This window comes from Bradyrhizobium sp. WSM2254, from assembly GCF_000472645.1.
In the GTDB taxonomy this organism is placed as follows: domain Bacteria; phylum Pseudomonadota; class Alphaproteobacteria; order Rhizobiales; family Xanthobacteraceae; genus Bradyrhizobium; species Bradyrhizobium niftali.
The window spans coordinates 41,501-58,691 of the sequence record NZ_AXAB01000013.1; the positions used below are offsets into that span (position 1 = coordinate 41,501).

A 17,191-nucleotide genomic window follows, 5' to 3' on the forward strand; every position below is an offset into this window, starting at 1 on the left:
TCTCGTCGGAAATCGGGTGGTTTCGAGCTGCCCCCTCTCCTACATTTCCGGTCATGATGACACTCGCCATACATGATCAGCGCCTGACCAAGCCGGGCCACCAGAATGCCGCGCTACGCGACTATGACTCGGTGCGCCGGGCGATCGCCTTCATCTCGGAGAACTGGCGCGCGCAGCCGACCATCGAGGCGATGGCGGATGCGGCCGGCGTCACGCCCGATGAGCTGCACCATCTGTTCCGCCGCTGGGCCTCGATCACGCCGAAGGCTTTCATGCAGGCGCTGACGCTCGACCACGCCAAGGGCCTGCTCAGGGATTCCGCGAGCGTGCTCGACGCCGCGCTCGACTCCGGCCTGTCGGGGCCGGGCCGGCTGCACGATCTCTTCGTCACCCACGAGGCGATGTCGCCCGGTGAATGGAAGAATGGCGGCGCGGGCCTCACCCTGCGCTACGGCTTTCATCCCTCGCCGTTCGGCACGGCCATCGTGATCGCGACCGATCGCGGATTGTCGGGACTTGCCTTCGCCGATCCCGGCGAGGAAAAAGCAGCGCTTGCCGATATGATGCGGCGCTGGCGGAATGCAACTTACGTCGAGGATCACGAAGGCACCGCCCCGCTCGCCCAGCGCATCTTCGACACGAAGCTGTGGCGGCCGGACCAGCCGCTGCGCGTGGTGATGATCGGCACCGATTTCGAGGTGCGGGTCTGGGAAACGCTGCTGAAGATCCCGATGGGACGCGCGGTGTCCTATTCCGACATCGCCTGCAACATCAACAGCCCGAAGGCCTCGCGCGCCGTCGGCGCGGCCGTCGGCAAGAACCCGGTCTCCTTCGTCGTGCCCTGCCACCGCGCGCTCGGCAAGAGCGGCACGCTCACCGGCTATCACTGGGGCATCACCCGCAAGCAGGCGATGCTGGGCTGGGAGGCGGGAAAGCTGGGGGTGCAGTAGGTCTTGCCGCCCCCTCAATGTCGTCCCGGCCTAGTGCGCAATTGCGCACGGGGGCCGGGACCCATACCGCGTGATTTATCGACGGCAGACGGTGTCAGTCCCACGCGAAGACACGACAACTACAAGCCTTCGCCAAACCACTCCCTGTGGTTATGGGTCCCGGCCCCCCGTGCGCAATTGCGCACTAGGCCGGGACGACACTGAATATTTGGCGCGGCTTCGCCGCCCCTCACGCGATCGTTCTCAGCCCGCCAGATCCAGCTTCGAGGCCACCGTCGAATCCGCATTGAGCCGGTAGATGATCGGCACGCCTGTCGCGAGCTCGCGCTTCAGGATGCCTTCGGGCGACAGCTTTTCCAGCACCATGATCAATGCGCGCAGCGAGTTGCCGTGGGCGGCGACCAGCGTGCGCTTGCCGTTGAGTACGCTGGGCAAAATCTCCTGCACGTAATAGGGCAGCGCGCGCGCCAGCGTGTCCTTCAGGCTTTCGCCGCCGGGCGGCGGGACGTCGTAGGAGCGGCGCCAGATCAGCACCTGGTCCTCGCCCCATTTCTTGCGGGCGTCGTCCTTGTTGAGGCCGGAGAGATCGCCATAGTCGCGCTCGTTCAGCGCGAGGTTCTTCTCCGTGGGCAGCCCCTCCTGACCGAGCTCGCCGAGGATGAGATCGAGCGTGTGCTGCGCGCGCGTCAGCACCGAGGTGTAGGCGACGTCGAACACGAGTCCCTGCGCCTTCAGCTTGCGGCCGGCTTCCCTGGCCTCGGCGACGCCGAGCTCGGTGAGATCAGGATCCTTCCACCCCGTGAACAGGTTCTTCAGATTCCATTCGCTCTGGCCGTGGCGGACGAGCACGAGAAGACGTTCGCTCATTGATGACTTTCCGTTATTTTCGTTCAGATGTCGGCGAGGCCGAGCACGTCGGCCATGGAGTAGTGCCCCGGCTTCTTGCCATGCGCCCACAGCGCCGCCTTCAGCGCGCCGTGCGCGAACAGGATGCGGTCCTCGGCCTGGTGCGACAGCGTCAGGCGCTCGAACGGGCCGAGGAAGCTGACGCTGTGGTCGCCGGCCGCGGTGCCGCCGCGCAAGGAGGCGAAGCCGATGTCGCCGGGCCGGCGCGCGCCGGTGATGCCGTCGCGGCCGCGCGCCGCGTGATCGTCGAGCGAGATGCCGCGGCCGGCCGCCGCGGCCTGCCCCAGCATCAGCGCGGTGCCCGAGGGCGCATCGATCTTCATGCGGTGGTGGGTTTCGACGATCTCGATGTCGAAGGTTTCATCGAGCGCCTTGGCGACGCGCTTGACCACCGCGGCAAGCAGGTTGACGCCGAGGCTCATATTGCCTGATTGCACCACGACCGCGCGATTGGTGACGCTCTTGATCACGGCGTTGTCGGAACTCGAAAGCCCGGTGGTGCCGATGACATGCACGATGCCGCGCTCGGCGGCGATCGCGACGTTGGCGATGGTCGCGGCCGGCACGGTGAAATCGAGGATGCCGTCGGCCTCCTTCGACATCGCCCAGAGATCGGCCGAGATCTTGATGCCGTTGGCCGGCAGGCCCGCGAGCACGCCGGCATCCTTGCCGAGCAGCTCGGAGCCCGGCGCCTCCAGCGCGCCGGCCAGCACAGCACCCTTGCTCTCGGCAATCGCCCGCGTCAGCGCCCGGCCCATCCGGCCGCCGGCTCCAGCAACAATCAAGCGCATGTCGGACATGATGTGATCCTCTTCGGGGCCGTTGTAGCGGGGGGATGCAGTTCCGGCAACCGAGGGGGAGCCACCAGCCAAAGAGGCGGCTCCCACCCTCCCCCAAGGCAGGGTAATCGCATATGACTTTTGGCAGGGCTTGAGCGCGCGCCTCGTCCTTCGAGACGACCGCTCCGCGGTCTCCTCAGGATGAGGCTAAGCGGCATCTTTGCCGGTCGAAGATTGCTGCTGCGCCTTCCGTCCTCATCCTGAGCGCCCGCCAAAGGCGGGCGTCTCGAAGGATGGGCCGCAGAGCAACGGGCTTCAATGCGATTCCCTTGCCCCTCCTAGGGAGGATAAGACGAGATCGTGCCTCAGCCGTCCGACGGCTGCGGGCCGTCATAGCCCGCGATGATGATGAGGTCGGCGACCGAGTGCGGCTGGCGCACCTTGATGTTGGCCTGGTATTCCGGCGAGTTGTAGCAGGCGATCGCGGTCTCGTAGTCCGGGAATTCGATCACGACGTTGCGGGTGCGGCTGGCGCCTTCGACGGTGGTGAACTTGCCGCCGCGGACGACGAAGCGGCCACCCCATTTCTTGAAGATCGCACCGTTGGCGACGACATAAGGCTTGTAGTCCTCGTCACTGTTCACATCGACGCGCCCGATCCAGTAGCCTTTTGCCATTGTTCTTCTCCCTGTGTTGTCGTCTCTATTTGAGCATGATCTCCGCGCAAACGCGTTTCGCGTTTGTCGCGATGGAAAACCGCTGCGGACTTTGCGCTAACGCGGCCCTTCGGGTCCGGATCATGCTCCCAGCGCCTGTGCGATCTCGGCCTGGATGACATCTGCGATCGCCTTGGGGTCGGCGGCTTCCACCACCGGGCGCCCGACGACGAGATGATCGGCGCCCGCGGTGATCGCACGGCCCGGCGTCATGATGCGTTTCTGATCGCCACTTGCCGAGCCCGCCGGCCGGATGCCGGGCGTGACGAGGCTCATCTGGTGGCCGACGATCTTGCGCAAGGCGCCCACTTCCTCGGGCGACGACACCAGCCCGTCGATACCAAGCACCTGCGCCTGCTGCGCGCGCGCTTCGACGAGCTCGGAGACGCCGAGCCGGAAACCTGCCGCGTGCAGATCGTCGTCGTTGTAGGAGGTCAGCACAGTGACGGCGAGGATCTTCAGGTTCGAGCTGCCGCGGCCTTCGACGGCGCCCTTCATGGTCTGCGGATAAGCGTGCACCGTGAGGAAGGTCGCGCCCAGCCTGGTGATGCTCTCGACGCCTTGCGCCACGGTGTTGCCAATGTCGTGCAGCTTGAGGTCGAGAAAGACCTTCTTGCCCTTGTCGGCGAGCCTGGCAACGAGCGGCAGACCGCCGGCATAAGCGAGGCGATAGCCGATCTTGTAGAACGTGACGCTGTCGCCGAGCCTTGCGATCATCGCCTCCGCGGCATCAACGCTCGGCAGATCGAGCGCAACGATCAGGCGGTCTTTCGGGGCGATCTCGGCTGGCGTCATGTCACCTCACATCATGCGTTGGGAAACGTCGATCAACTGCGCCACCAGCTCCTTCAACGCGGCGATATCGCCCTCGTTCTTGAGCCTGTCCATATCGTCATAGGCCTCTCCGGCAAAGGCGAGCGTGAGCTGGCTGGCAATCACATTGGCGTGGCAGGAAGTCAGGATCAGCCGCAACGCCTGCAGCGCGCGGGCCGTGCCGAGCCGGCTCTGCGAGGCGCCGGCGAGCGCGAAGGGGCGGTTGCGGAACACCTCGCCGCGCGCCTCGTGCAGCTCGTGCACGCGGCTGACCCAGTCGATCGCGTTCTTCAGCAGCGGCGGCACCGAGGCATTGTATTCGGGCGAAACGATCAGCACGCCATGATGCGCGCCGATCATGCGCTTGAGGTTGATGGCGTGCTTGGGCACGCCTGATTTGGCCTGGAGATCGCCGTCGTAGATCGGCAGCGGAAAATCGGCGAGCGAGATGCGGGTGACGTCGACGCCGGCCTGGGCGAATTCATAGGCGGCGACCGCGGCCAGCTTCGCATTGTGCGAGCCGGTGCGCAGCGAGCCGGGAATGACCAGGATTTTGGGTGCGGACATCCGATCCAATGCGTTCGGCGAAACGAGCCCGCCGCGCAAAGACGAATGCCGGCGGAATTAATCCTTGCGATACACCCAGACGCGGGCCGGCGGAAGGTTCATCCAGATCCGTTCCGAGGCCTCTGTGGACACGCCGGGCAGCGATTTCGGGATCGGCGGCACCACCGCATAGGTGAACTGGACGAAGGGCGCGCCGGGCGCGAGCGCCGTGAAAGCATCGCGAATGAGCCGCAGCCGCGTCAGCATCGGCTTGGTGACGAGCGGCAGTCCGGAGACGACCGCGGATGCCGGCGCGCTCAGTACGTTCCAGAGCGTGTCGCGCAGGCGATAGGCATCGCCCTGCACGACCTTGGCCTGCGGATAACGGTCGCGCAGCAGCGCGCAGAAGCCGGGATTGTACTCGACGAGGACGAGACGCTTCTGGTCGACGCCACGTTCGACCAGGGCCGAGGTGATGGCGCCAGTACCGGGGCCGAGCTCGACCACAGGTGCATCCGAGTTGACGTCGACGTAATGAGCCATGGTCCGGGCCAGCAGCTTGCCCGACGGCATCACTGCGCCCATGTGGAGGGGCTTTTCGATCCACGATCTGAGAAAGCGCACCTCGTCATCGAGACGGGGCTTCTTCAACGCACGCGCGGACGATGGCAATGGCATGTCTGGACCGGACGGGACCGCGTGACCGCGGCGTGTCAGAAAATGGTCATAAAGACGTATAGGCCGAAGGCGATACGGTCAAGACGAGTCAATTCGCCCGATTACCGAAGAAATCCTTGACCTTGGCGAAGAAGCCCTCGGATTCCGGCTGGGTGTTGCCGGAGGAGAGCTTTTCGAACTCGGCCAACAATTCCTGCTGCTTTTTGGTGAGATTCTGCGGGGTTTCGACCACGACCTGAACGTACATGTCGCCGGTCTGGCGCGAGCGCAGTATCGGCATGCCTTTTGATGCAATGCGGAATCGACGGTTGGACTGGGTCCCGGCGGGCACTTTCACCTTGGCCTTGCCCTTCTCGATGGTCGGCACCTCGAATTCACCGCCAAGGGCGGCCGTCACCATCGAAATCGGTACCCGGCAATGCAGATCGGCGCCGTCGCGCTGGAAGAACTGGTGCTGGGCCAGCGACAGGAAGATGTAGAGGTCGCCGGCCGGGCCGCCCCGGACACCGGCCTCGCCTTCGCCGGCGAGCCTGATCCGCGTGCCGTCCTCGACGCCCTGGGGAATGTTGACTGACAGCGTCCGCTCGCGGGTCACACGGCCCTGGCCCGAGCAGGACGGGCAGGCGTCCTCGATCATCTGGCCGCGGCCCTGGCAGCCCGGACAGGTCCGTTCCAGCGTGAAGAAGCCCTGCGACTGCCGCATGCGGCCGGCGCCGCCGCAGGTCGAACAGGTCTTCGGCTTGGTGCCGGCCTTGGCGCCGATGCCCGAGCAGGCCTCGCAGGTGACCGAGACCGGGATCTCGATCTGCGCGGTCTTGCCGCCAAAGGCCTCCTCGAGCGTGATTTCCATGTTGTAGCGCAGGTCGGCGCCGCGCTCGCGGCCGCCGCGGCCGCGCTGTCCGGCCATGCCGAACAGGTCCTCGAAAATATCGGAGAAGGAGGAGGCGAAGCCGGCGCCGAAACCAGCACCGCCGCCAGGACCGCCCTGCTCGAAGGCCGCATGGCCGAAACGGTCATAGGCCGCGCGCTTGTCCCTGTCCTTCAGGACCTCGTAGGCCTCGTTGATTTCCTTGAACTTGACCTCGCTGGTGTCGTCCCCGGGATTGCGGTCGGGGTGGAACTTCATCGCGAGCTTGCGGAACGACGACTTCAACTTGGATTCGTCGGCGTCACGTTCGACTTCGAGGGTCTCGTAGTAGCAGCGCTTGGTGGACGTGGACATGTTCAACTCGGTCTATCCAATCGCGATTCAAACCGGGGCGAAGCAACGTTGCCACGCAACGATATAGGCGCCCCTCCGCTTCGCGGCAGAGGGCAGCATGGCAGTGTTGAGAATAACGGCTGGAAATTGATCGATCGTAACGGGAGCGTCGCCCGTCGACCTCGACACGGAAGCCTCCCCCGCGAAGGGGGAGGCTGGAGAGGTGTGTGGGGTCCAAGCCGTCCGCATCATCACCCTCTTGGGGCTCAGGCGGACTTCTTGTTGTTCTTGTCGTCGTCGACTTCGGTGAACTCCGCGTCGACGACGTCGTCCTTGGCCGCGTCCTTCTTGGCGTCGGCCTCGGCCTGCTGCTTGTACATGGCCTCGCCGAGCTTCATCGAAGCCTGGGCCAGCGTCTGGGTCTTGGCCTTGATCGCCTCGGCATCGTCGCCCTTCAGCGCTTCCTTGAGGTCGCTGACGGCATCCTCGATGGCGCGGCGCTCGGTCTCGGCGACCTTCGAACCGTGCTCGGCCAGCGCCTTCTCGGTCGAATGCACCAGTCCGTCCGCCTCGTTCTTGGCGGTCACGGCCTCGCGGCGCTTCTTGTCCGCTTCGGCATTGGCCTCGGCGTCCTTGACCATCTTCTCGATGTCGGCTTCCGACAGACCGCCGGAGGCCTGGATGCGGATCTGCTGCTCCTTGCCGGTGGCCTTGTCCTTGGCCGAGACGTTGACGATGCCGTTGGCGTCGATGTCGAAGGTCACCTCGATCTGCGGCATGCCGCGCGGGGCCGGCGGAATGCCCATCAGGTCGAACTGGCCGAGCATCTTGTTGTCGGCCGCCATTTCACGCTCGCCCTGGAAGACGCGGATGGTGACCGCGTTCTGGTTGTCCTCGGCGGTCGAGAACACCTGGCTCTTCTTGGTCGGGATCGTGGTGTTGCGGTCGATGATACGGGTGAACACGCCGCCCAGCGTCTCGATGCCCAGCGACAGCGGGGTCACGTCGAGCAGCAGCACGTCCTTGACGTCGCCCTGGAGCACGCCGGCCTGGATCGCGGCGCCGATCGCCACGACTTCGTCCGGGTTGACGCCCTTGTGCGGCTCCTTGCCGAACAGCTGCTTCACGACTTCCTGGACCTTCGGCATGCGCGACATGCCGCCGACCAGAACGACTTCGCCGATCTCACCGGCGGTGACGCCGGCGTCCTTCAGCGCCTTGCGGCAGGGCTCGACGGTCTTCTGGATGAGATCGTCGACCAGCGCCTCGAACTTGGCGCGGGTGAGCTTCATCGTCAGATGCTTCGGGCCGGTCTGGTCCGCGGTGATGAAGGGCAGGTTGATCTCGGTCTGCGTCGTCGACGACAGCTCGATCTTGGCCTTTTCAGCGGCTTCCTTCAGGCGCTGCAACGCGAGTTTGTCGTTGCGCAGGTTGATGCCCTGCTCCTTCTGGAACTCGTCGGCGAGATAGCCGACCAGGCGCATGTCGAAGTCTTCGCCGCCGAGGAAGGTGTCGCCGTTGGTCGACTTCACCTCGAACACGCCGTCGCCGATTTCGAGAATAGAGATATCGAACGTGCCGCCGCCGAGATCGTACACGGCGATCGTGCCGGTCTTGGTCTTGTCCAGACCATAGGCGAGCGCGGCCGCGGTCGGCTCGTTGATGATGCGCAGCACTTCAAGGCCCGCGATCTTGCCGGCGTCCTTGGTCGCCTGGCGCTGGGCGTCGTTGAAGTAGGCGGGAACGGTGATGACGGCCTGGTCGACCTTCTGGCCGAGATGGGCTTCCGCGGTCTCCTTCATCTTCTGCAAGATGAACGCCGAGACCTGCGAGGGCGAGTAGGTCTGGCCGTCGGCCTCGACCCAGGCGTCGCCGTTGGAAGCCTTCACGATCTTGTACGGAACGAGCTTCTTGTCCTTCTCGACCATCGGGTCGTCGTAGCGGCGGCCGATGAGGCGCTTCACTGCGAAGAAGGTGCGCTCGGGATTGGTGACGGCCTGGCGCTTGGCCGGCTGGCCGACGAGGCGCTCGCCATCATCCGTGACGGCGACGATCGAAGGCGTCGTGCGCATGCCTTCGGAATTCTCGATGACTTTGGCGTTCTTGCCATCCATTACGGCGACGCACGAATTCGTGGTGCCGAGGTCGATCCCAATGACCTTTCCCATGGTCCTGATATCCTTGTTTTTGCGGCAGGCTGGCTGGGCCCAGAAGGCACCCGAACCGAAACCCCCTAAGATCAAACATCCGCGATATTGCGATGATTGAGGCTCATATAGGAGGGGGGGAGGGGCCCGCAAGGACCGAACGCAAGTTTCGGCCGTGAAAACATTGGGTTTTGGAAGAACATATCCGGGCTGGATCGCCCTTGCGGGTGAGGAATTATTAACAGGTCCGGTCCTTGGCCGGCACCCCGCCACCGTGATCGGTCCCGCCCTGTTGCGGCAAGGCCAAACCCGCTAAAAGGCGGACCGGCCGGAGCGCCGCACCCAGGCTGCTGAGCGCGACAAAGCGGCCCGGTGGCCGACCATCGAACGGCCTCAATATGGACCAATCAGAGTGCCCATGAAGCTGACCCGCCCCCTCGCCGCGCTCACCCTCCTCATTGCCTCCGCGCTTCCGGCCGTGGCCGCCGACGCCGTTTTCCCGCCCGGCTTGCGCCTCGGCATGGTGCCGCTGATCGGCCTCAACACGGCCAAGACCTTTCCGGGCTTCGAGAGCGAGGACGGCACCGTCAAGGTGCTGATCACCGAGCTGCCGCCGGCCGCCTATGGCGAGGTCGCGAGCGCCTTCAATTCCAACCCGGCCGGCACTGGCGGCGTCAAGCAGGACAAGATCGAGACCCCCGCGGGCCTTGCCTATTTCACCACCGAGAGCGGCAAGGCCGGCGAGACGGCGGTGAAGCGCTATTCGATGATCGTGCCGGGCGCCGGCTTCTCCGGCTATGTCGCGGTGCAGATCCCGGAGAACGCGACCAAGATCTACACCGACGAGGCGGTGCGGCAGATGTTTGCGAGCGCCGTCACCCGCAAGCAGGTCTCGGCCGAAGAGCAGATCGCGCTGATGCCGTTCAAGATCACCGACCTCGCCGACTTCAAGGGCATCCGCACGCTGGCGCCGGGCTCCAGCATCATCCTGGCCGACGGCGACGAGAGCACGGGCTTTGAATCGAAGCCGTTCATGATCCTCGGCCTGATCGGCGCCACCCCGCAAGCCGCCGAGGACCGCGCCCGCTTCGCCCAGGAGGCGGCGCTTCAGATCCCCGGCGTGCGCGAGTCGCGCGTCACCATGTCCGAACCGATCCGCATCAACGGCCAGCAGGGTTTCGAGACCCGGATCGACGGCGTCAGCGGCAAGGACAAGACCCCGGTGACCGTGGTGCAGTGGATCCGCTTCTCCAGCGGCGGCGCCTCGCTGCGCATCATCGCCAGCGCCCCGCGCGACCAGTGGTCCGCCGCCTTCACCCGCTTCCGCGCCGTGCGGGACGGCATCCAGCCGAAGGGGTAAGAACGCTCGTCCAACAACCTCGGTGTCGTCCCGGCCTAGCGCGCAATTGCGCGCGGGGGGCCGGGACGACAGTGAGATTGGGGCGACACGCCCAAGCGCTCACCAGAGCCGGCTGCATTTTCGGGCTTCTGTTCGTATACGAACGGAACTAGGCTTGCCTCCATTGGATCATCCTGGAGGGAGGCGAACGATGCTTGATCGACGACAAATCCTCGCGGCGCTTGGGACAAGCGCTCTCGTAGCCCTTGCTCCAACCGCGCTCTTTGCGGCCGCATCGATCAAACCGGACGATGCCTCCGCGCTGCTGGTGATCGACGTGCAAAACTGCTTCCTGCCCGGCGGCAGCCTCGCGGTGAAGGAAGGCGAGCAGGTCGTTCCCGTCATCAACAAGATGGCGAAAGCGTTTGCGAACGTGGTGATGACCCAGGACTGGCACACGCCCGGCCACATTTCGTTTGCATCAGTGCACTCCGGCAAGAAGCCGTTCGAGACCGTCGACCTTCCCTACGGCAAGCAGGTGCTGTGGCCCGACCATTGCGTGCAGGGCACCGACGGCGCCTCGCTGTCGAAGGACCTCGCGATCCCGCATGCCGAGCTCATCATCCGCAAGGGTTTTCACAAGGACGTCGACAGCTATTCGGCCTTCCTCGAAGCCGACGGCAAGACGTCGACCGGCCTCGCCGGCTATTTGAAGGCCCGCAAGATCAAGCGCGTCTTCGTCGCCGGCCTTGCGACGGATTTCTGCGTCGCCTGGACCGCGCTCGACGCGCGCAAGGCGGGCTTTGAGGTCTATGTCGTGGAAGACGCCTGCCGCGGCATCGACACGCAGGGCTCGCTGGCAAAAGCCTGGGCCGACATGGCCAAGGCCGGCGTGAAGCGGATTCAGTCTGCGGATATCGCGGTCGGCGCGTAAGCGTTTCGCGCTGTCATTCCGGGGCGATGCGAAGCATCGAACCCGGAATCTCGAGATTCCGGGTTCGGCTCTTCGAGCCGCCCCGGAATGACGCCCAAACTCAGTTCGCCGCGCCGCTCGACTCGTTGTTGTTCGCCGCGGGCGCAGCCTTCGCGCCGCCCTTGGCGACACCGACGAGAGCCGGACGCAGCACGCGCTCGCCGATGGTGTAGCCGGCCTGCATGACCTGCACGACGGTGCCCGCAGGCACCGACGCATCCGGCACCTCGTACATCGCCTGCTGGAAGTTCGGGTCGAACTTCTGGCCCTGCGGATCGAATTTCTTCACGCCATGCTTTTCCAGCGCGTTGAGCAGCGAGCGCTCGGTGAGCTCGACGCCCTCGATCAGCGAGGTCAGGCCGGGATCGGCCGCGGCACGGGCCTCGGCCGGAACCGCGTCGAGCGCACGCTGGAGATTGTCGGCGATGTCGAGCACGTCGCGGGCGAAGCCGGTAATGCCGTAGAGGCGGGCGTCGGCGACTTCCTTGGTGGTGCGCTTGCGCAGATTTTCCATCTCGGCCAGCGTCCGCAGCATGCGGTCGCGCGCCTCGGCGGCTTCCTGCTGCAACAGCTCGACCGAGCCGGGCTCCGGATCGTCGGGCATGATGTAGGGTTTTGACACCACGGGCTCGCCGGTTGGCGGGGTCGTGTCGTCGGGCTGCCGGTCTCGATCGGTCATCGGCTCTCTTCTCGAACTCGTCTCAAGGGATTGTTGGCCCGGATATCGTGCCTAAGCTCACGAAAATCAAGCGCCCGTGATCGGCTCAAACGCCGGTCAGCCCCCCAGAAGGCGGCTGACGATGCGCGCGGCGTAGTCCACGGTCGGGATCACGCGGGCATAATTCAGCCGTGTCGGCCCGATCACGCCCAGAACGCCGACGATGTGGCCGGCGGCATCCCGATAGGGCGAGATGATGGTGGAGGAACCCGACAGGGAAAACAGTTTGTTCTCCGAACCGATAAAGATGCGCACACCCTCGGCGGTCTCGGCCCGGCCGAGCAGGTCGATCACGCCGCGCTTGGTCTCGAGATCGTCGAACAAGAGGCGCACCCGCTCCAGATCCTCCAGCGCGTGCAAGTCTTCCAGCAAATTGGCGTGGCCGCGGACGATGAGCTGGCGGTCCTCGTTCTCGCCGCCGGACCAGCTGGCGATACCGGCGGAAATCACCTTCTGGGTCAGCTGATCGAGCTCGGCACGGGCTTCCGCCAGCGCGGTCTCGAGCTCGAGCCGCGCCTCGGCCAGGGTCCGGCCGCGAATCCGCGCATTGAGGAAATTGCCGGCCTCGGTGATCGCCGAAGAGGGAACTCCGGGCGGCAGCGTCAGCACGCGGTTTTCGACCTGGCCATCCTCGCCGACCAGGATCACCAGCGCCTTTTCCGGTTCCAGCCGGACGAATTCGATGTGTTTCAGCCGCGCATTGGATTTCGGCGTCAGCACCACGGCGGCGGCGCGGGTCAGGCCCGACAGCCGGGTCAGCGCCTGGTCCAGCGCCGCCTCGACCGACTGCGCCTGACCGACGGACGTGAGCTGGCTCTGGATCGACTGCCGCTCGGCGTCATTGAGGTCGCCAACCTGCATCAGGGCGTCGACGAAGAAGCGCAGGCCGAGTTCCGTCGGCAAACGGCCGGCGGACGTATGAGGGGCATAGATCAGGCCGAGCTGTTCCAGGTCGGCCATGACGTTGCGGACCGAGGCCGGCGACAGCGGCATCGCGATCAGGCGTGAGATGTTCCGCGAGCCCACCGGCTCGCCGGTCGCGAGATAGCTTTCGACAATCTGACGAAAGATGTCGCGGGAACGCTCGTTGAGCTGGGCGAGGCCTGCGCGCGGCGCGATCAGATGGATCGGATCGTGATGGGCCACGGACGGTAACTCCTCTCAGACGCTTATAATTTGTCTATCCCGAAGGGTTCTGACAAGCGTGGCGTTTGCGGGGTGGAAAACCGGGGGTGAAAAAGCCTTGCCGCCCACCCTCACCCCACCTACAAGCACCGCGAATAGCCCTTTTCCGAGAGTTTTGGAGGATTTCCCATGCGGCCAAGCCGCCGTGCGCCCGACGAATTGCGCCCCGTGACGCTGGAGCGCGGCGTGGTCAAATATGCGGAAGGCTCCTGCCTGGTGAAATTCGGCGACACCCATGTGCTGGTCACCGCCACGCTGGAGGACCGCCTGCCGCCGTGGCTGAAGGGCCAGGGCCGCGGCTGGGTCACCGCCGAATACGGCATGCTGCCGCGCGCGACCTCGGAACGCACCCGCCGCGAGGCCTCCGCCGGAAAGCAGAGCGGCCGCACCGTCGAGATCCAGCGCCTGATCGGCCGCTCGCTTCGCACCATCATCAATCTCGAAGCGCTCGGCGAGCGCCAGATCACGGTCGATTGCGACGTGCTCCAGGCCGACGGCGGCACGCGCACGGCCTCGATCACCGGCGCCTGGGTCGCGCTCGCCGATTGCGTCAACTGGATGAAGGCGCGCAACATGGTCAAGGCCAACGTGCTGCGCGACAACGTCGCCGCGATCTCCTGCGGCATCTACAACGGCAACCCCGTGCTCGACCTCGACTATGCCGAGGATTCCGAGGCCGAGACCGACGCCAATTTCGTCATGACCGGCGACGGCCGCATCATCGAGGTGCAGGGCACCGCGGAGCGCGAGCCGTTTACGGAAACCGAGTTCCTGGCGCTGATGGCGCTGGCGCGCAAGGGCGTCGCGCGGCTCGTGGACTTGCAGAAACTGTCTGTCGCGTAGTCAATAGGCCCATGCACCGCCGAATCACCGGAAAGCTCGTCATCGCCACCCACAATCCCGGCAAGCTCGCCGAGATGAAGGAGCTTTTGGCGCCTTACGGCATCGAGGCGGTGTCGGCCGGCGAGCTCGACCTTCACGAGCCAGACGAGACCGGCAACGATTTCCGCAGCAACGCCGCGATCAAGGCGATCGCGGCGGCGCGGGCGACCAAGCTGCCGTCCTTCGCCGATGATTCCGGCATCGTGGTCGACGCGCTCGACGGCGCGCCCGGCATCTACAGCGCACGCTGGGCCGGGCCGACCAAGGATTTCACCGCGGCGATGACGCGGATCGAGCGCCTGTTGCAGGAGCGCGGCGCGACCATGCCCGACAAGCGCAAGGCGCATTTCGTCTCCGCGCTCTGCGTCGCCTGGCCCGACGATCATCTCGACGAGGTCGAGGCGCGCGTCGACGGCACGCTGGTCTGGCCGCCGCGCGGCACCGCCGGCTTCGGCTACGATCCGATGTTCCTGCCCGACGGCCACAGCCGTACTTTCGGCGAGATGGAAAGCATCGAGAAGCACGGGCTGCCGCCGCTTGGCCTCGGCCTGTCGCACCGCGCCCGCGCCTTCGTGAAACTGGCGGAGATCTGCCTTGAGCCGCGCTAAGGAAGCCTTCGGCGTCTACGTGCACTGGCCGTTCTGCCTGTCGAAGTGCCCCTATTGCGACTTCAACAGCCATGTCCGCCACGCCGCGATCGACGAAGCGCGCTTCGCTTCCGCCTTCGGGCGCGAGATCGAAACGACCGCGCAGCGCGCGCCCGGCCGCGAGGTCACCTCGATCTTCCTCGGCGGCGGCACGCCGTCCCTGATGCAGCCTGCGACCGTCGGCGCCGTGCTCGATGCGATCGGCAAGCACTGGACGGTGGCGAAGAACGTCGAGGTCACGCTGGAAGCAAACCCGACCAGCGTCGAGGCGACGCGCTTCGCCGGCTATCGCGCCGCCGGCGTCAACCGCGTCTCGCTCGGCGTGCAGGCGCTCGACGATGCTTCGCTGAAGGCGCTCGGCCGCATGCACAGCGCGCGCGAAGCGCTTGATGCCGTTGCCATCGCGCGCCGCTCGTTCGACCGTTATTCGTTCGACCTGATCTACGCCCGCCCCGACCAGACGCCGGCGATGTGGGCCGATGAACTGCGTCTCGCGATCGACGAAGCGGCCGAGCATCTGTCGCTCTATCAATTGACGATCGAGGAAGGCACGCCGTTCTTCGGCCTGCACCAGGCCGGCAAATTGAAGACGCCGAACGAGGCGGTCGCGCGCGCGCTCTACGACATCACGCAGGAGACCTGCGACAAGCTCGGCCTGCCCGCCTACGAGATTTCCAATCACGCGCGGCGCGGCGCCGAATGCCGGCACAACCTGGTCTACTGGCGCGGCGAGGAATATGCCGGCATCGGCCCCGGCGCGCACGGCCGGCTCGACATCGACGGCATCAGGCACGCCACCGCCACCGAGAAGCGCCCCGAAGCCTGGCTGATGCGGGTCGAGACCAGCGGCCATGGCGTCGTCACCGACGATCTTCTCAACAGCGAGGAGCGCGCCGACGAATTCCTGCTGATGGGACTCCGTCTCGCCGAGGGCATCGACCCCGAGCGCTACACCGCCCTCTCCGGCCGCCCGCTCGACCCCAAGCGCATCGCGCTGCTGCGCGAGGAAGGTGCAATCGCCGTCGACACCAGCAGCGGCCGCCTGCGCGTGACGAGCAGCGGATTTCCGGTGCTGGATGCCGTGGTTGCGGATCTGGCGGCGTAGCGAGTTGCCGTAGGGTGGGCAAAGCGAAGCGTGCCCACCGCCTCGATGCAACTTGCGGATAGATGGTGGGCACGGCGCAAGTGCGCCTTTGCCCACCCTACGATAGCTACGAAGCCATCAGGCCCCAAAACTCTTCGGCGAGCCCGCGACCGCGACGCCGCCGCCGGTCGTCACCCTCATCACGGCGAGGCCACGTTCGTTGGTGCCGTCGGCGCGGAAGCGGAACAGGCCGTCGATGCCGGCAAAGCCGGAGGGGTTGGTGAGCACGTCGGACGAGAAGCGCGTGGTGCCTTGCGTGCGCGCGAGCGCGGCGACGAGGGCGACCGCGTCATAGGCGAGCGTTGCGGTGCGAATCGGCTCGGCGCCGTATTTGGTGCGGTAGCGGCCGGAGAAAGCGCGGAAGCCGGCCGGATCCGGCGCGGCGTAGAGGCCGCCTTGCAGGTTCGCATTCGCGTAGACGCGCGGACTGTCCCACAGGCCGGTGCCGAGCAGCTGGATGTTGCGCAAGTTCGCGCCTGCGGCCGTCATCGCATCGGCGACCGTCACCACCGCATCGCCGTCGTCGGCGATGAACAGCGCATCGGCGCTGCCGAGCTGCTGCGCCACGGCGCGCGCCGGCGCGGCGCGATCGGCACCGTATCTCTCGAACGCAACGATGCGGCCGCCACGCCGCGGCACCGCTGCCTTCACCGCGGCCTCGACTACGTTGCCATAGGCATTGTCGGGCACGAGCACGGCGACTGAGCGCTTTCCGATGCTGGCGGAATATTCGACGATCCGGTTGACGTCGGACTCCGGCAGGAAGCTCAGCAGATAGACGCCGCGGCCGGCGATGCTGGAATCGGTCGAGAACGCCATGACGGAAATGCCGCGCGTGCGCGCGACCTGCGCCACCGCCGGCACCGACTGCGCAAACAGCGGTCCCAGGATGATCTCGGCGCCCTCGTCGACCGCCTGCTGCGCACCCGCCTGCGCGCCTTGCGGGCTGCCATTGTCGTCCTTGATCAGCAGCTGGATGTTCGGATTCTGGAATTCGGCCAGCGCCATCTCGGCGGCGTTGCGCATGGACTGCGCGGCAAGGCCGGCGTTGCCGGCGGCCGAGAGCGGCAGGATCACGGCGACCTTCACCCCGCCGGTACCGGCGGTCGTCGCCTGTTGCGGCGGGCCGGCCGGCTGAGCCGGGGGTGTGGAGGAGCTGCTGAAGGGATTGGAGAACTGGCTGAGGCTCTGCTGCACGCCGGCGCAGGCCGACAGCAGCGGCGCGCCGAGCAACAAGCCGAGCGCGCTCCGCCGGGTCGCACCCGACGATTGGGGCCCCGGATCGGAAGACTTTGGATAACGCGGGCCCAGCATGACAGCTTCTCTTCTGACCTGCCGTCGCCGGCCGGTCACAACAAACTTGCCGCGACAGAAGCCGCGGATTCAGGCATATTGTCGGCAAATAGTTAACCAAAACAAAAGGATAATGATCGCTTAACGCAGCCGTACATCAATTCCTGGTTAGCTGTCCGCCGTTCGTCACCCAGCATCAAGGCGGCGTTTCCGCCGCGAATATGGCGCTGGCTCTTGATCCCCTCACGAATGTGATCCCGGATGGATCACATTC

At 65.8% G+C, this 17,191-nt stretch carries 17 protein-coding genes; 6 read left to right on the forward strand and 11 right to left on the reverse strand.

Annotated features, from left to right (window positions below):
• The first annotated feature begins 53 nt into the window (after positions 1–53).
• A complete protein-coding gene (locus A3M7_RS0109715) occupies positions 54–950 on the forward strand; it encodes a bifunctional helix-turn-helix domain-containing protein/methylated-DNA--[protein]-cysteine S-methyltransferase (protein WP_027543747.1) in 897 nt (298 codons plus the stop codon).
• 243 nt (positions 951–1,193) lie between these two features.
• On the opposite strand, the gene A3M7_RS0109720 is transcribed toward A3M7_RS0109715, so the two are convergent.
• The 8 genes from A3M7_RS0109720 to dnaK all read right to left on the reverse strand — a co-directional run bounded on the left by A3M7_RS0109720 (position 1,194) and on the right by dnaK (position 8,757).
• Positions 1,194–1,817 carry a 2,3-bisphosphoglycerate-dependent phosphoglycerate mutase gene (locus tag A3M7_RS0109720; protein WP_027543748.1) on the reverse strand — a complete coding sequence of 208 codons (624 nt, stop codon included), beginning with the start codon at positions 1,815–1,817 and terminating at the stop codon, positions 1,194–1,196.
• Positions 1,818–1,840: 23 nt separating this feature from the next.
• Positions 1,841–2,656: a 4-hydroxy-tetrahydrodipicolinate reductase gene (gene dapB / locus A3M7_RS0109725; protein WP_027543749.1), complete on the reverse strand. Its 816-nt coding sequence runs from the start codon at positions 2,654–2,656 to the stop codon at positions 1,841–1,843.
• Between the two features lie 344 nt (positions 2,657–3,000).
• Complete coding sequence (locus A3M7_RS0109730; protein ID WP_027543750.1) at positions 3,001–3,312, reverse strand: DUF1330 domain-containing protein; 312 nt, start codon at positions 3,310–3,312, stop codon at positions 3,001–3,003.
• Between the two features lie 120 nt (positions 3,313–3,432).
• The gene (gene pyrF, locus A3M7_RS0109735) at positions 3,433–4,146 is read right to left on the reverse strand and encodes an orotidine-5'-phosphate decarboxylase (protein WP_027543751.1); all 714 of its coding nucleotides are present in this window, start codon (positions 4,144–4,146) and stop codon (positions 3,433–3,435) included.
• A gap of 6 nt (positions 4,147–4,152) precedes the next feature.
• The gene (locus A3M7_RS0109740) at positions 4,153–4,731 is read right to left on the reverse strand and encodes an NADPH-dependent FMN reductase (RefSeq protein ID WP_027543752.1); all 579 of its coding nucleotides are present in this window, start codon (positions 4,729–4,731) and stop codon (positions 4,153–4,155) included.
• A gap of 57 nt (positions 4,732–4,788) precedes the next feature.
• Positions 4,789–5,388 carry a class I SAM-dependent methyltransferase gene (locus A3M7_RS0109745; protein ID WP_007598495.1) on the reverse strand — a complete coding sequence of 200 codons (600 nt, stop codon included), beginning with the start codon at positions 5,386–5,388 and terminating at the stop codon, positions 4,789–4,791.
• Between the two features lie 88 nt (positions 5,389–5,476).
• Entirely contained in the window at positions 5,477–6,610 is a 1,134-nt protein-coding gene (gene dnaJ / locus A3M7_RS0109750) for a molecular chaperone DnaJ (protein ID WP_027543753.1), read from the reverse strand.
• 245 nt (positions 6,611–6,855) lie between these two features.
• On the reverse strand, positions 6,856–8,757 hold the full coding sequence (gene dnaK, locus A3M7_RS0109755; RefSeq protein ID WP_011083506.1) for a molecular chaperone DnaK: 1,902 nt from the start codon (positions 8,755–8,757) through the stop codon (positions 6,856–6,858).
• Between the two features lie 397 nt (positions 8,758–9,154).
• Here dnaK and A3M7_RS0109760 point away from each other — a divergent pair, with 397 nt between their 5' ends.
• Both A3M7_RS0109760 and pncA read left to right on the forward strand, forming a co-directional pair.
• A complete protein-coding gene (locus A3M7_RS0109760) occupies positions 9,155–10,096 on the forward strand; it encodes a hypothetical protein (RefSeq protein ID WP_027543754.1) in 942 nt (313 codons plus the stop codon).
• A gap of 190 nt (positions 10,097–10,286) precedes the next feature.
• A complete protein-coding gene (gene pncA, locus A3M7_RS0109765) occupies positions 10,287–11,009 on the forward strand; it encodes a bifunctional nicotinamidase/pyrazinamidase (protein ID WP_027543755.1) in 723 nt (240 codons plus the stop codon).
• A 100-nt stretch (positions 11,010–11,109) separates the two neighbouring features.
• Here the strand turns inward: pncA and grpE are convergent, their stop codons facing one another.
• Entirely contained in the window at positions 11,110–11,727 is a 618-nt protein-coding gene (grpE, locus tag A3M7_RS0109770) for a nucleotide exchange factor GrpE (protein ID WP_027543756.1), read from the reverse strand.
• A gap of 96 nt (positions 11,728–11,823) precedes the next feature.
• Positions 11,824–12,912: a heat-inducible transcriptional repressor HrcA gene (gene hrcA, locus A3M7_RS0109775; protein ID WP_027543757.1), complete on the reverse strand. Its 1,089-nt coding sequence runs from the start codon at positions 12,910–12,912 to the stop codon at positions 11,824–11,826.
• A 168-nt stretch (positions 12,913–13,080) separates the two neighbouring features.
• On the opposite strand from hrcA, the gene rph reads away from it, so the two are divergent.
• The 3 genes from rph to hemW are packed head-to-tail and all read left to right on the forward strand — an operon-like array spanning position 13,081 to position 15,585.
• Positions 13,081–13,794: a ribonuclease PH gene (gene rph, locus A3M7_RS0109780; RefSeq protein ID WP_027543758.1), complete on the forward strand. Its 714-nt coding sequence runs from the start codon at positions 13,081–13,083 to the stop codon at positions 13,792–13,794.
• Between the two features lie 11 nt (positions 13,795–13,805).
• Complete coding sequence (rdgB, locus tag A3M7_RS0109785) at positions 13,806–14,441, forward strand: RdgB/HAM1 family non-canonical purine NTP pyrophosphatase (protein WP_027543759.1); 636 nt, start codon at positions 13,806–13,808, stop codon at positions 14,439–14,441.
• Positions 14,428–15,585 carry a radical SAM family heme chaperone HemW gene (gene hemW / locus A3M7_RS0109790; protein WP_027543760.1) on the forward strand — a complete coding sequence of 386 codons (1,158 nt, stop codon included), beginning with the start codon at positions 14,428–14,430 and terminating at the stop codon, positions 15,583–15,585. Before rdgB ends, hemW begins: the two co-directional genes overlap by 14 nt.
• A 117-nt stretch (positions 15,586–15,702) precedes the next feature.
• Here the strand turns inward: hemW and A3M7_RS0109795 are convergent, their stop codons facing one another.
• Positions 15,703–16,938, reverse strand: coding sequence for a penicillin-binding protein activator (locus A3M7_RS0109795; RefSeq protein WP_027543761.1), 1,236 nt, complete (start codon positions 16,936–16,938; stop codon positions 15,703–15,705).
• Positions 16,939–17,191 lie beyond the last annotated feature (253 nt).

Bases quoted from the DNA above. Each gene is read 5' to 3' on its own strand.
- A3M7_RS0109715 (WP_027543747.1), top strand. From the start codon at position 54: ATGATGACACTCGCCATACATGATCAGCGCCTGACCAAGCCGGGCCAC.
- A3M7_RS0109720 (WP_027543748.1), bottom strand. From the start codon at position 1,817: ATGAGCGAACGTCTTCTCGTGCTCGTCCGCCACGGCCAGAGCGAATGG.
- dapB (WP_027543749.1), bottom strand. From the start codon at position 2,656: ATGTCCGACATGCGCTTGATTGTTGCTGGAGCCGGCGGCCGGATGGGC.
- A3M7_RS0109730 (WP_027543750.1), bottom strand. From the start codon at position 3,312: ATGGCAAAAGGCTACTGGATCGGGCGCGTCGATGTGAACAGTGACGAG.
- pyrF (WP_027543751.1), bottom strand. From the start codon at position 4,146: ATGACGCCAGCCGAGATCGCCCCGAAAGACCGCCTGATCGTTGCGCTC.
- A3M7_RS0109740 (WP_027543752.1), bottom strand. From the start codon at position 4,731: ATGTCCGCACCCAAAATCCTGGTCATTCCCGGCTCGCTGCGCACCGGC.
- A3M7_RS0109745 (WP_007598495.1), bottom strand. From the start codon at position 5,388: ATGCCATTGCCATCGTCCGCGCGTGCGTTGAAGAAGCCCCGTCTCGAT.
- dnaJ (WP_027543753.1), bottom strand. From the start codon at position 6,610: ATGTCCACGTCCACCAAGCGCTGCTACTACGAGACCCTCGAAGTCGAA.
- dnaK (WP_011083506.1), bottom strand. From the start codon at position 8,757: ATGGGAAAGGTCATTGGGATCGACCTCGGCACCACGAATTCGTGCGTC.
- A3M7_RS0109760 (WP_027543754.1), top strand. From the start codon at position 9,155: ATGAAGCTGACCCGCCCCCTCGCCGCGCTCACCCTCCTCATTGCCTCC.
- pncA (WP_027543755.1), top strand. From the start codon at position 10,287: ATGCTTGATCGACGACAAATCCTCGCGGCGCTTGGGACAAGCGCTCTC.
- grpE (WP_027543756.1), bottom strand. From the start codon at position 11,727: ATGACCGATCGAGACCGGCAGCCCGACGACACGACCCCGCCAACCGGC.
- rph (WP_027543758.1), top strand. From the start codon at position 13,081: ATGCGGCCAAGCCGCCGTGCGCCCGACGAATTGCGCCCCGTGACGCTG.
- rdgB (WP_027543759.1), top strand. From the start codon at position 13,806: ATGCACCGCCGAATCACCGGAAAGCTCGTCATCGCCACCCACAATCCC.
- A3M7_RS0109795 (WP_027543761.1), bottom strand. From the start codon at position 16,938: ATGCTGGGCCCGCGTTATCCAAAGTCTTCCGATCCGGGGCCCCAATCG.